This is a genomic window from Mycetocola sp. TRD_SC_2 (assembly GCF_055361225.1).
The window spans coordinates 1,159,920-1,173,859 of sequence record NZ_CM143954.1; the positions used below are offsets into that span (position 1 = coordinate 1,159,920).

Below are 13,940 nucleotides of genomic sequence, written 5' to 3' on the forward strand. Positions count from 1 at the left end.
CCGAGGTCTCCGACGCGCGCCTCCAGCCTGCCGATCGTGCGCTTAGCGGATTGCAGTTGGGGGTCAGGGATGCAATAGATGCGCGCCAAAGCATACGCACTCGACTCAACGCCCGCAGCGACGATCACTAGGTCCCCGAGCGCCATTCGAAGTTCGTCAGGGACATCACGGTCGAGCCAGCTCAGTTCACGCATGCTTGAAGTCTTGCGGACACTGCACAGATCCGCAGCAAGGTTCGGCTGAATCAAACGGGACATCAAGCTAGGGCGGGCACCCGAAAAGGCGATTGGCTCGGTGTAGTAGGGGCATCACTTAGCTCTGAGACTCAGTTACCAATCGGGCCACGATGCCCACCGACTCGGGCGACTGTGACAGTTTCACTCATTCATGAATCGTGAGGAATAGGTCAAGATGGGAGGATGGATCGAATCCCTGGGGGTCGCGGTGGTTGCTGACTATTTTGGTGTGCTCGGTTTGAACGGTGCAGAGCGCGGGGACGCTGAAGCATTCTGGTTGGCGGTTGATCGGCTGAACTTCCGATCTTCCGAATCCCACGCAATACCGACGAGCGGAGTGACTGTGATCGTCGGTGGAAACAGTGTGGGCAAGTCCACAACGCTTCGAGAGATTCGTGACTGCCTAGAGTCTCAGGAATCCAGCGATAGCAGCGACCGGGCAATCCTTGATTCCGTCACTACTGAGCGGTCGGGTACCGTCGTCGACGCAATCGCGTGGTTTGCTGCTCGCGCGAGCGGCATCAACACTGGATATCAGGGCTTTGAACGGGCGGAGCCTGGCGAGAAGATTCCACTACCTCTCCAAAGCATCCAAAAAGCTTTCTCCGACCCGACTTCAAAGAGCCAAGCGCTCCACTATGCGGCAAAGTGGGTGACGTTACTGGCTACCCCGAGAGATCGTGCTAGCGCCACCGTTCCGGTTGCTCGCCGAAATGACTTTGGCGACCTTCCTATTCAGCCTGTGCATCATTTCCAAGATTCACGTGAGCTGGTTGACGAACTCAACAGGGCGTTGATTTACATCTTCGGTGAGGAAGTCACCCTCGACACGCAAAGTGCCAACATTGGATTCCGCTATGGACGCACCACCGTTCCCGCTCCCCCCGTTGACGACATCACGAGCGAGTATCGAGAAGGCCTGACCGCGTTACCGTGGCTGGACACGCAGGGCGACGGTTTCGTGTCCGCGACTGGATTACTGATGCCGTTGGTCACAAACTGGGTGCCAATCGTTTTGATCGACGAGCCGGAGGCGTTCCTACACCCGCCCCAGGCTTATCGTCTGGGTAAGACGATTATGCAGCTTACTAAGTCGCGTCGCGGCCAGGTTATCGTGGCGACCCATGATCAGAACTTCTTGGCTGGCATTCTTTCCGCGTCCACGGACGAAAACCCGGCGACGATTCTTCGTCTAGACCGTGTGGAGAACGCGACCCGTGGGCATCAAGTCGAGCCCGGAGACATTAAGGAAGTGTGGTCAAAGCCTCAACTCCGCTTCAGCAACGTTCTGGATGGTGTTTTCCATGACGCCGTAGTAGTCGCCGAGAATGACCGAGACTGTCTTTTCTACGAGTCGGCGATGGACGGAGCGTTGCCGGACTCCCGGCAAAGGGTGATGTACACGCCGTGCTATGGGAAGAGCGGAGCTGCCGAGATAGTAAGGATTCTCCGGTCAGCGTCGGTTCCCACGGTCGTGGTGCTCGACCTCGATGCACTCAGAGAAAAAGCTCTACTCAAGAAGATCCTCAAAGAGCTTGGGCAAAGCTGGTCGGAGAGTTTGGATCGCCTCTTTGACGTCGCGACTGCCGAATTCCGAACACCACGCAGGACCCGCAAGGTGCATGAAGTCCAGGCCCTCATTGCAGATGCGCTTGGCAATGACAGTGACGCACTGTACACGAACGATATGAAGAAAGGTGTGGCCAGTGCGCTCTCCCTCGACGACCCATGGCAGCCGGTCAAGAACTTCGGTATTGATGCTTTCCGTGCCGAGAATCGAAAAGCACATGACCTCCTTGATGCGCTGGCCTCGATGGGAGTGGTGCTTGCCAGGGTAGGAGAACTCGAAGGTTTTGGCCGAGCAGTTCAGGCGTCCAAGGGAAGCGCCTGGGTGCCCCTTGCCCTTGAGCAGAATGCCCACCTAGACCCGCCCGCGACCGAGATGGCAGAAATCATCATGAGGTCAGTGGAAGCAGTCCAGACGATTCAAGCCGAGAGCGGAACGCTCGCTCTCGAGTGAGGAGCGCGGTGGTGGCGCCGAGCTACCCGTCCCGGCCCTGTATTGCCGCCACGCCATGGAGGAGGCGTTTCCGCTGAGTGAGGAACGCCTCCCGCGGAAACCTCCTTCCGTCAGGGCCGCGCTACGGCAGTGGTTCGAGCCGTTGCGAATCGAGACGACCGCGACTGGGGCAGCAGGCCCCAACCCATCAGAAGGACTACGCTCCCTCCACAAACAGCAATGTGCGCGGAAGCCCCGGCATCGGTCTCCCGCCGTCGCGCTACGTCAGCCTGCCTACGGAATGTCATCCTCGTGACTGCCTCGAAGCCTGCCTCCAACCCAGAATTCGAATTGCCACGCCTCTTGCAGATCGAGGCGGCGCACCTCCTAAGTGATAGCGGAGGAGCGGGCGGTGACGGTGTCGATGCGGGTGATGAGCGCTGGCAATGGCTACAAGTACCTGCTGCGCACAGTCGCTGCTGGAGATGGGCAGCGGTCGCTGTCCACGCCGTTGACCCGTTACTACAGCGCGAAAGGAACGCCACCGGGTCGATGGATGGGAAGCGGCGTTCCTGGCCTCGGCTCGGGCCGCATCGTCGAGGGCGACGAAGTCACGGAGGCACACCTGCAGGGCTTGATCGGAGCGGGGTGCGACCCGGTCGACGGCTCGCCTCTCGGTCGCGCCTATCCCGAGTACCAAAGCCCAACAGATCCAGCGCCGACCGGCATTTCCCAGGAGAGGAGTGCCCGGCGGCGTGCGGTCGCCGGATATGACTTCACGTTCTCGATTCCGAAGTCGGCAAGCATCCTCTGGGGCGTGGCGGACGCAGCGACACAGTCCCAGATTGTGCACGCGCATCATGCGGCAGTTGCCGAGGTCGTCGCATTCATGGAGCGCGAGATCGCGGCGACGCGGACGGGAACCACGGCGCACGACGGAGCCGTTGCGCAAGTCGATGTGACTGGCCTGATCGCCACGGCGTTCGACCATTTCGACAGCCGGGCCGGCGACCCGCACCTGCACACGCACGTGGTGATCAGCAACAAGGTGAAAACCGTGCTCGACGGCAAGTGGCGCTCCCTCGATGGACGACCGATGCACGCGGCAGTGGTGGCGCTCTCCGAACTGCACGAGACCCTTTTCGTAGATGCGCTGACGCGATCGCTCGGCGTGCAGTGGGCGAGAAGGGAGCGGGGCCGAGATCGTCACCCGGCATGGGCGACCAGCATCGTTCCGGAATCTCTTGTCGCAGAGTTTTCGACGAGGTCGCGACACATCGATGTCGAGACCGACGAGTTGATCGAAGCATATGTGCGAAGGAACGGTCGTCGTCCCAGGCCGGTCACCATCATGAAGCTGCGCGCTCAGGCCACGCTGTCCACACGCCCGGCGAAGCAGCTGCGCTCGCTGACAGAACTCACCGCAGAATGGCGTGCACGCGCGGAGCCTGTGTTGGGACAGGATGCGACGACGTGGGCGAGCGCCGCATCAGCCAACTCCTCAGCGCTGGTGATGCGCGCAGAGGATGTGCCGCCTGCATCCGTCCATTCGCTGGGGTTGAGTGTGATGACGGGGGTTAGCGAGAAACGGTCCACCTGGCGGCATTGGAACCTCGTGGCGGAAGCTGCGCGGCAGATGATGCACCTCCGATTCGCGTCGGCATCCGATCGCGAAGCCGTCCTCGACCTTGTCGTCGATGCCGCCGAAAGCGCATCGCTGAGGATCACGCCACCGGAGATCGCGTCGAGCCCGGAGGCATTCCAGCGGGACGATGGGACGTCAGTCTTTCACCCGAAGCACTCCGTCGTGTTCACGTCGTCGGAGTTGCTCGACGCAGAGGCCCGGCTGCTCGAACGCGCTAGCAATGAGAACGGACCGAAGGTCGCACGGGCGACGCTGGGATCCGTTGCGCGCACGCAGCTGCCCGGTGGGGGAGTACTCGCCGTCGACCAGCTGAGAGCACTCGGGACGATCGCTGGCTCCGGTCGCGTCATCGATGTTCTCGTGGGCCCCGCAGGCGCAGGAAAAACGACCGCGATGCACGCGCTCGGCCTAGCTTGGGAGGTTGCACATGGTGCGGGTTCAGTCGTTGGGCTCGCCCCCTCGGCGGCTGCGGCCCAGGTTCTGGGGGAGGATCTCGGCATCACGACCGAGAACCTGGCCAAATGGTGGCAGAACCACCTGGTTCATGGAGCGACGTTCCGCTCGGGTCAGCTTGTGATCATCGATGAGGCGTCACTGGCAGGGACACTGTCTCTGGACCGGGTCACCGCACTGGCTGCGAACGCTGGTGCAAAAGTTCTCCTGGTTGGCGATCACGCCCAGCTTCAGTCAGTCGACGCAGGCGGCGCGTTTTCGCTACTCGTTCATACTCGAGCTGACGCGCCCGAGCTCGTCGACGTATACCGCTTCACCGAAGAATGGGAGAAGACGGCATCCCTCGGACTGCGACAGGGCGCCCCCGAATCCGTCGATCAATACATCGGGCACGACCGCATCCGCCCTGGTCGTGAAGCTGCCCATTCCAAAATCGTCTGACGCTCGGTCTGCCGAGGTGCACTAACGCGTGCGGCGACGGCCAGTAGAGGCGGCGGCGCCACGTGGCGGGTAACCGGGAGGCGTCGGCCATCGACTTCGGCGAGAACATCGGACACAGTATTCGATGGGATAGTAGAGCGATCAACGTGTTGGACCGCCAACCGTAGGCATGTGCCTGTTGTTGATTCAGAGTCCGGAAGCTGCAGAGGGGTGTCATGACGCGAGCGTCCTCGAATGAGCTCTCACTGGATTCTTATCGCGAGGCTACAGCGCGCGTCTCGCCGCTCGCACTTCTCCTCTTTGGCGGGATTATTCTAATTGCCTCCTACCGATCAACCGTCAGCAATCAGTGGTGGGACGAAACCCTGCGGATGTTCAGGTGGACTGATCCCTTCGCTGTCCTAGGAGTTGCAGCGACGATAGCGGTGGCGCTTCAGGTTGCGGTGCATAGTCTTAGACTGCAATGGAAGGAAAGCGAGGGCGAGTGGTCCCGCGTGAACCTATTCGTCGGGCTAGCGGCAATATTCGCTGTACTCGTGCTTACGGGTGGTTGTTGCACCGCATTATATGAGGTTTTCGGGCGCGGCCAAGGCGCTCAAATCGGCGATGCGACGACCATCATGGTGATATCGGTGGGAGTTTCGGCACTATGCATAGATGCGGCACGCGTGGTCTCCCGACGGCACCTCGAACGACGTCGGCTAGAGAAACGGAAGGCGCAAGACGTCCGGATAGCTCGTCTTCTACACGCGTCGCGCGCGCTCCCAAGTGATCGAACGGTCTACGTCGGTGCGAGCATCTCGGCGCTTGTGCTCACGATTGTGCCCGGAGCGGTCGTTTGGCATGCACAGCCAACCGACTGGACTGAGGGCTACGGGATGGCCTCAACGATAGCTCTCTCCGCTGTTCTCTTCGCGGTGTTTCTACTTCTAGCGTTTCCGGTCAGCATCATGCTGATAACGAGTACCGACACCACCAAGTCGTTCCGCTTAACCCCAATTTTATACGCGACATGTATCCTCGCCGCGTGCCTCTTGGCTGGCAACAACTTGAAGGCGTCGACAGAAGCGGGTGAGAGTGCGGCCGGTTGGCTTCTGATCACACAGAGTGTCCTTGCAACCTTGGTATGCGCGTTATCTATCTACCGATCTACCCGCAAACAGGGCGATCGACAATTTCCTGCGCCTGCCGGGGTTCATACCCTTTTCCAGCTCGCCGCAGTGGGTTACCTCCGCTCAGCGAAACGGCGTGGTGACGACAAGATTGAGGCGTTGACTAGCCGAATTAGTGCGCCGGCGCGAGAACGTGCGTCGATCTTCGAGGAAGCAATCCGGTCGTTCCGCTCAAGGGGCTAGAGCAGCCGTCGGGGAAAAGTTCCTTCCGGGATCGTGACGAACCCGGCGCTAAATCCTTCTGCGGAGCTGAAATGCGGCTCATACGGAAGTTCAAGGCTCACACGGAAGTTCTATAGGAGTAGCCACTGCGCCGCTGGAGGCGACCGTCTATCATTATTGACACTGTCTTTCGCGGTTTGGTGCCTAGGCAAAGTCCAGCGCTACCTTCTTATGGTGGTTTTGCTCCACCGACTGCGCGGTGCCACGGAGCACGACGATCGTTCGTTCGACGTCGAAAAAGACCTCGCCGGATACCGATGTCGCGCGATACGAACTGAGCGGGTTCGGCGGGTCAGGTAGGACGGGAAGGGAGTCGCGCTCGCTTCTGTGCCTCTCGTCAACCTACCAATACCCATTAATTCGTCCAATCGTCTGTCAGGCAGCTACGGGCACAAGCCCTTGGACGATATGCGTGATGTCCGGTGCCTCGAGATCCAGTTCCCTGGCTGCGTCCCGCACGCTGAGTTTGCCGCTGCCGAACATCACTTTCTTCAGGAGTTGCGAGGTCTCAGGTATTGTCCCGCCGGGCTCCGTTGAGCGATACCCGTTGTCCGACAATGTCACGCAGGCCGTCCGGTATTGCCAGTCGGAGAGAAGTCGGAGCTCGTGAAGACGATGGGTCATTGCCATTGCCGAGACCCTCCAGTAACTGCGGGCGGCGAGAATGCGGTCGATGCTCGCGCCTCTCATCGACTGGGCGAGGACAGCTGACTGGGGCATCAGGAAGCTCGCGGCGAAACGGTTAGCTTCCGCTTCACGCTCCTTTGACAGACTAGGGTCCATGTTGACGTCAGCGTGGAGGACGAGGTGGCCGAGTTCGTGAGCCGCGTCGAACCGCTGACGTTCCGCCGACTTTGACGTGTTGAGAAACACGTAGGGGGTGCTGTCCCGATAGAAGCAAAACGCATCAATATCTTTGTAGTCATGATTGATGGCCGCCACTCGCACTCCTCTGGATTCCAAGAGGTGAACCATACTGGAGACTGGCCGATCACCCAAGTTCCACCGGTGGCGGGCGAGCTCCGCCGCCTGTTCGGGCGCCAGTTTGTCAAAGGACGGGATATCCGGAGATGGAAGTTTGAACCGCGACTCGACGACGAGGAAAAACTCGATAGCAAGCGAGGCCGACGCGAGCACAGCATCCCGTTTCAAAGCCGTCGTCTTGCTCAGCTTTCTGAAACTGGCACTTTCGACAGGTACCTGATCAACGGACTCTCGCTCAAAGAAGCCCCGGGGAACCGCTAGCGTGCGCGCGAGTTTGAGCAGGTTCTCTTCGCTCGGCGGAGAGTTGTCGTTCTCATAATTTGTGAGCGAGCGAAGCGAGACACCGCTCTGGTCGGCCACTTTGGTAAGGCTGAGCCCCAGGCGCTGACGCGCCAACTTCAGCCGAGCTGGATTGAACACTTGATCTTTACGTTCTTACTTGAAGCCAATTTCGTTAGAGACGTTCGACGGAGACGTCGAAGTAGCCGTCACTATCATCGACAGAACCGTTGAAGACAGAGAGGTCACCGTCTACCTCGAGCGCTGCGACGGCGATGGTGTCCGCCCATCCGACGACGCAATCGCCGCTCGTCATCTCGGACGGGCGGGCGAATTCCAGGTTGAGGCCGCTCGGCGTGCGCTCGTGGAGAAGCATCCAGAATGGAGCGGACTGCGCTGCCGCGACGAGCGAAGCATCGTACGACTTCCTGGGGAGGTCGAATAGTGGCGTGTCCCGAACCGTCGGGGTCGCCAGAGAATGACGAGTCGCTGGTCCTTTGCGCCGGGTGCGTGGTGATCTGCGAGGGTCCGAGTGTGCAACATTGGTCGCAGAGGCGATGGTAAACGACATTGCCTCTTTCGGGTGTAGCAACCGGGGCTGACCCTCGACTTCGATGAGCGTCCAGCCTTGAGGCGCCAGCATCAGTGCCAGTTGCTCCATGGTGTCGTGGTAGACATCGTTACCAGGAGTGCTGCGAAGGGCAAGGGCACTTCGATTTCGAGCTTTGCTCGTTCCCGGAGTCAGAGCGGTGTGGAAAAGCGTCGTAGAGAGGCCGAACGCGTTGAGGCGTTGCTCGTCTTCCGACTCTCGGGCGGGACTGATAGTTGCGACGTTCGACATCGTGCTCCATTCCGGTTGCGTGCAACGGTACCACAAATGTGGTTGTAATTCACGCAACTGCCGACCGCAGCTTCGATCCGTTCGACTCTGGCATCTGTACATGGTGCTTGGACGCCGGCAACCGAGCGGCACCAACGATGACAGCGTGGGTCAATGCGTCGGTAGAAAACACAACCAAGCTGCACCGGCGGCTGGGCGGCAGGCCGACACGGGGCAACGAGTTGTCGCCCGAGCTGATCGCGAAGCGCTTGACCGGCTATTCGGGAATGACTATTCGATCTTTGGCATTGAACTATCTGCTGGGGGCGAGCAGCGCAGAGATTGCGTTTCCGGGCGTGATGATCGTCGCACGCCGCTTCGCGCGGGTGACAGCGACGTTGAGGGCATAGCGCGCGGATTCGACGTCTCGCTGGGTGGCATTTAACTTCAGCAACGGCGTATATCGCTCCTCGTAGACAATGACTTCGTCGAATTCGCGACCTTTGGCGCGGTGCACAGTCATGACTATGAGGTCGCGACTACCCCGTTTGCTGCTGGTCAGCTGATATTGCAACACTGCATCACGCATGATCGTGCTCGCATTTGCGTAGGAGTTGTGCATGCGCCATGCCTCGGCCAACGTCGTTTCAATCTCGGAGCCGCGGGTCACCAAGTTGAGCATTCGCGCGGCGCCCGCCATCGGGGTGATCTCTGCGGCTTCCGACTCGCCTAGCAGGGTGACGACTGCAAGGTAATCGCCGTAGACGTGCCCTGTCCTGGCGTTTGCGAGTGACCCATCGACTACGGCGCGTAGCGACCTAACGATCTTGACGTTGATGGCGACGCCGTTGCGGAGCTTGGTTGCGTATCCCTCAAGCCTGTGAGCGAGGCTGAGAGAAGTGGCCGCTAGCTTCGTTGACTTCGTCCGCAAGTAGTGCGCCATTGCTTCGCAGGCAACGGCGTCACGGTCATCATCGTCCTCCCGGAGCTGAAGCATGGATGCGATGAAGATTAGTGCCGCGTAGCCTTCCTCTTTGCCCGCATGGATATCAATTCGGAGAGCTGGGAACTGAGGACTCTGCTGAGCTTCGCTGATGAAGTCGTAGACGCGCGCAGACAGCGCGTTGGTCGGCGTGAGTATTGCAATCGTCCCGCTTCCATCAGTTCTAAGTCGCCTCATCGACTGGAGCACAGCCGCTTTCAGGGTCACGAGTGGCGGGAACCCGCTCGTCTTGACGTCAATCTCCTGGTATGGAGGTTCTAGGCGGCCTCGCAGGACATCGCGCCCGAAGCGGGTGATGGAGCTCCCAGGGCTTCGCCAGTTCCATGCCGACAGATCAATTTTTTGGGGAGCGAATGCAGCTTCGAAGTCCTCGAATCGGGAGTCGCTGGCACCCTCGACGAAATCATAGATTCGCTGGTCGGGGTCGCCGAGGGCAATCAACTGGGAAAACTGTCCAAGGGTCCTAACAAGGGCCCACTGGTCGTCAGTGGTGTCTTGAAACTCATCGAGAACGATCAGCGGGTACGCCGAGGTATAGGCCTTCAGGAGCGATAAGCTGCCTGTCAGAATCTCGTTCGCGAACCCGGCGAAGTCGTCGAAACTGACGTGGCCGAAGGCCTCGAACTGGCGCCGAAACTCAGCCTTAATATCCGCCCCGGGGTCCTGGACGTGCGATCGGAACGAGTTCTGCTCTGCTTGCGACATAATCTTGACGCCTCGCGGCGCGCCGAGAAGATACCCGTGGCTCCGCAATATGGACCAGGCGAAGCTGTGATACGTCCCCACCTCCAGTCGGTCGCGGTGTTCCGTCGCGAGCTGGCTGGTTGCATGCTCGCCGACTCTGTCGACGGTCGCGTTGGCGAAACTCAAAAACAGAACTCGCCCATGACGGTTTCCCAGTCCGCTGTCGATCGCGAGGGCTGCCTTTCGCAGGGCAACGGTGGTCTTTCCGCATCCGGCGCTTCCGACGACCATCGCGTGCCTTTGGGCCTCAAGCAAGGGCGCCACCGCGAGCTCATAGGCTTCGTCAGGCTCGGGTGTAGGAGTCATCACCCGTGTCCGTAGTCGCCGCGCTTTCATCGGCGGTCGTGATACTCTCCGCGATGGGCTCGCTGGCCGCCTTCAGCCCGTCGAGGACTCCCACCATCGTGGGCGGGAAATCCGCTTCATCGAGTCCTGCCACGAGGTCGGCCGCGTAGCGGTCGCCCTTGCCCTTCTCAAGAAGCTTCCGGAGCGCCTTCGCATAGGCGGCGTCCGATTCCTCGTCCGGCACCTTGACGTGCAGCGGCCAGCCGCCGCCGTCGATCAGAGTTCGGATGTAGCTCCGTTGGGCGGGGACCGGCACTTCGGCGAGCACAAGTGCTTCGAAGCCGGTGTAAGGCTGTTCGAAAGTCAGGTGCGAGTTCGCCTCGATCTCGTCTCGCCGTTCGGTCGGCTGCTCATCGAACACCGATGCGACCTGCTTTCCGAGTCCGCTGAAGAACTTCGCGAAGCCTGCAACGTTGGTCTCGCCTTGTGCGTCGAAAATCGCCCACCCGCGCGTGTCTAGCCGCGCGAAGCGAGTCGGGTTCTTCCGAGCTGAAGTCTTGGCGAGCGCAGCGTATGACACGGCCTCCGTGTCGCCTTCGGCAATGAGTACGCGGCGGGCGAGGAGTGCCTCGCAAAAGCGCGTACGGATCCCGGTTCGGAACGCTTTGATTCTGAGCGAGGCCGGTAGCTCGACACGGGAGCTGGTCATTCGACCTGTGCTGTGCTCTCGGGAGATAACGGTCATTTGCTCGGGCTCAAACTCTTCGAGCACATAAGGAGAGTGCGTTGTAAAGATCGCCTGGCCGCCGAGGCCGACAATGAGGTCGGCGACACGCTTCTGCGATGTGGGCGGGATGGAAATCTCAGGCTCCTCCATCGCGAAAATCACTCGACCCTTGCGCTTTTCCGCAATCAGAGTCAGCATCGCGATGACCAGAGAGTTGATCGTGCCCGAGCCCTGATGGTTGAACGGCGCGGCATATCCTGGCGCCCCCGTCGCCATGAACGAACGTAGAACTCGACGTAAATCATCGCGCGTGAGCTCCGAGACCCGTAGATGCGGCGCGTCGGCCCATTCAGCGGCGACGATCTGTTTCATCGCGTTGTCAATACTCGCGAGCACATGGCCAAATTCGGGGTTCTCGTCGCCGGCAACTGGTACTTCCCGAAGTTTGCCGAGGAGGTTCTCCCACATCTGTACTTCAACCTCGAATGCACGAAGTACTAAATCGAGCAGGGACCCTCGCTCCATGGACATGGCCCTCGTGCCGGTCCTAAGGGCTCGGAGCAGAAGGAACCCGAACTCGCGCTTATCAACCGACTTCGCTTCCTGAGTTGGCTGACCTGATTCGTCCTCTGGGCTGCAGAACCAGGTTCGCCCTTCAAAATCGTCGTCGTCGGCGTCGTATCGCCCGATGAATCGGATGCGCACGCAAAGAAGCGCATCTGAATCAGGGCTCGGTAGAGACTCGAACAGGGTGCCGCTCGAAACATCCCAATACTCGAGGTTGTTGCGGAACCGGGATACAAGCTCGTCGTCGAGGTCGACGAGCATCACCTCAACCCGGATCTCTTTGTCGAGGTACGCACCTCCGTAGAAGTCGTGCTCGTCGATTACCGGTCGACGCGACAGCCGGTCAGCGCCGATGGCAAGCTCCACTGCCTCCAACAAGGTTGACTTGCCCGAATTGTTGTCGCCCAAGAGAACGGTGTTCCCTTCTAGCGCGACGTCTGTCGCGGAGATGCCGCGAAAGTTCTCGACCTTAATCCGAGCAAGGTACATAGGAAGCCGCCTTCGGTTATGGGCACGCGAATAAAGAATGCGCGCTCGTTAGCATTTGCATGCTTTCAGACATTTGCGGCGCTAAGGCGTCGACTCGCACGCGAGTTGTTGCCGGCCCCGAAGTGGGGCCTCGAGCCGGATAGCCAGTCCCCTGGAGTCTTGGTGGCGACTGTTCGGTGCGGATTCAGCTCACGCCTAGGTAGATTCCATCATCCCCGCTGAGATTGACTAGTTCCCATGACCACCCCTGACAATGTCCCGCAGCCGGAGGGCGCTGACGTCTACGTCATCGCCTACGACGAGGAAGGCAATGAGGTCCGCCTCCTACCAGCGGAGCTCGAGGACGACGAGAACCGGACCAAGTCGCGAGACTTCGGGATCAAGAAGGGCCAGTGGCGAATTGAACGGATCAAGCATGGTCCGCTCATCGCTGCGGAGGCGCAGCTCTGTGGGGTAAACGTGGGCAGCCTCGGCCGAGCAATCGAGGGAAATTCGTATGGGTCGACACTCTATGTTGATCGCAGCGCCCCGCCAATCGATGAAGACGTGTTGGATATCGATGAGCGCTACAAGATCGACATCGAGGACAACGCGGTAGTTGCGGTCGTTTCGCAGCGCTACCCAACACGGCCCACGCAGACGCAACTAGAGATGAAGGCGACGCTCTCGCGTATCGCCGCTGCATACAAGTGCCGGATCGAAGACGTAAAGCTCGTGCTGCCGGGCGGCACGCCGCCAGAGGAGCTCCTCGACACCTGGCCCGCAGATGAAGAGTGGGCCGCACAGTTTCGCGCTGATACCGATGCGAACATCGCGGCAAGCGCACACGACGTGAATGTCTACGTCGGGACCGACGACACGCACACTTTGGCGACGCTCATCGAGGGCGCAGCGGCGATCGCGGATTTCCTTAAGGCAACACGCAGCGGGCCACTGGATGCGACTGGGGTCCTCAACCTTCTGAGGGCGGAGCACTTCAACGTGCTACTCGGAGAGAAGGAGTCGGAATACCTCGAGGTCAAGGCCCAGATGCACCCCGTCTCAGCCCCCGGGGACACAGGAAGGAAGGCGAAGATCGAGCTGGCTCAGGATGTCGCGCGCTTCGCCAACGGAGACGTGAACGCGATAATGGTCGTCGGCTACCGGGAGGCGGCTGGCGGCGGAAACACGATCGGCAGCCTGACTCCGGTCGCCGACTCTGTCCTGAACATCGCGCAGATCAACGAGTTGCTTGACGCCCGAATCGTGCCGCCCGTCGATGGGCTCGTCATCGAGAAGTTCCCTGTCACGGCGACCGACAGCGTGCTCGCGATCTACCTCCCCAAACAGCCGAGCGAAATGCAGCCGTACCTTGTCCACGGCGCGATCGCCGAGGGCAAGGTCGAGGGCGCGTTTTTCAGTATCGTCCGACGTCGAGGCGAGGGGTCGATCACTACCTCGGCGCATCAGATCCACGCCTACATCGTCGCGGGGAAGCGCTACTTGAGCGGCGACGACTAACGCGTTGAGGTCTCGGTCAGCTATCTCTCCCTTCACCTTGCGCAAAGCAGACGTACTCGGTCCATGCCTCGAGCCGAACGTTAGTGGCTAACTGAAGTGACGGTGGTCCAGCGTCGCGTGCATGACCGAGCGTTCTTTCGATCTGGGTTACCGGAATGTCTATCTTTTACCCATCAGGTTACCCATGAGCGACCCCAAGCGACCGGGACTGAACCGGAGTCAGCTCGTTCATCGTTGGGTCGTCTTCGGCTGGGATGTTGGTTATGGCGCGGGGAAGCGCATTCGGCGGTGTCCTCAACGCCGTGCCGACATCCCGGTCCCAGGCGTCGTCGCGGAGACGACGCGACCCAAGTGGAGGCAGCCTTCGGCGGACA

General features: G+C 60.3%; 7 protein-coding genes and 1 pseudogene. 4 read left to right on the top strand and 4 right to left on the bottom strand.

Annotated elements, in window-relative coordinates; genetic code table 11:
- Positions 1 to 411 precede the first annotated feature (411 nt).
- The 3 genes and pseudogenes from ACWA1Q_RS05500 (at position 412) to ACWA1Q_RS05510 (ending at position 6,129) form a co-directional block, all read left to right on the top strand.
- The gene (locus tag ACWA1Q_RS05500) at positions 412 to 2,256 is read left to right on the top strand and encodes an ATP-dependent nuclease (protein ID WP_463760163.1); all 1,845 of its coding nucleotides are present in this window, start codon (positions 412 to 414) and stop codon (positions 2,254 to 2,256) included.
- Positions 2,257 to 2,647: 391 nt separating this feature from the next.
- Positions 2,648 to 4,744 (top strand): annotated as a pseudogene (gene mobF, locus ACWA1Q_RS05505) (MobF family relaxase); the annotation flags it as partial.
- Positions 4,745 to 4,989: 245 nt separating this feature from the next.
- Complete coding sequence (locus ACWA1Q_RS05510; protein ID WP_463760165.1) at positions 4,990 to 6,129, top strand: hypothetical protein; 1,140 nt, start codon at positions 4,990 to 4,992, stop codon at positions 6,127 to 6,129.
- Between the two features lie 414 nt (positions 6,130 to 6,543).
- Here ACWA1Q_RS05510 and ACWA1Q_RS05515 read toward each other — a convergent pair whose 3' ends face one another.
- From ACWA1Q_RS05515 to ACWA1Q_RS05530, 4 genes are all read right to left on the bottom strand, one after another.
- Positions 6,544 to 7,512: an ImmA/IrrE family metallo-endopeptidase gene (locus ACWA1Q_RS05515; protein WP_463760166.1), complete on the bottom strand. Its 969-nt coding sequence runs from the start codon at positions 7,510 to 7,512 to the stop codon at positions 6,544 to 6,546.
- Between the two features lie 94 nt (positions 7,513 to 7,606).
- On the bottom strand, positions 7,607 to 7,807 hold the full coding sequence (locus ACWA1Q_RS05520) for a hypothetical protein (protein ID WP_463760167.1): 201 nt from the start codon (positions 7,805 to 7,807) through the stop codon (positions 7,607 to 7,609).
- A 757-nt stretch (positions 7,808 to 8,564) separates the two neighbouring features.
- Positions 8,565 to 10,304 (bottom strand): UvrD-helicase domain-containing protein, encoded by a 1,740-nt coding sequence (locus tag ACWA1Q_RS05525; RefSeq protein WP_463760169.1) that lies wholly within the window; start codon positions 10,302 to 10,304, stop codon positions 8,565 to 8,567.
- Positions 10,282 to 12,066, bottom strand: a complete 1,785-nt coding sequence (locus ACWA1Q_RS05530) for an ATP-dependent nuclease (RefSeq protein WP_463760170.1) — start codon at positions 12,064 to 12,066, stop codon at positions 10,282 to 10,284. Before ACWA1Q_RS05530 ends, ACWA1Q_RS05525 begins: the two co-directional genes overlap by 23 nt.
- Before the next feature lie 237 nt (positions 12,067 to 12,303).
- Here ACWA1Q_RS05530 and ACWA1Q_RS05535 point away from each other — a divergent pair, with 237 nt between their 5' ends.
- On the top strand, positions 12,304 to 13,566 hold the full coding sequence (locus tag ACWA1Q_RS05535) for a hypothetical protein (protein ID WP_463760172.1): 1,263 nt from the start codon (positions 12,304 to 12,306) through the stop codon (positions 13,564 to 13,566).
- Positions 13,567 to 13,940: the final 374 nt, after the last annotated feature.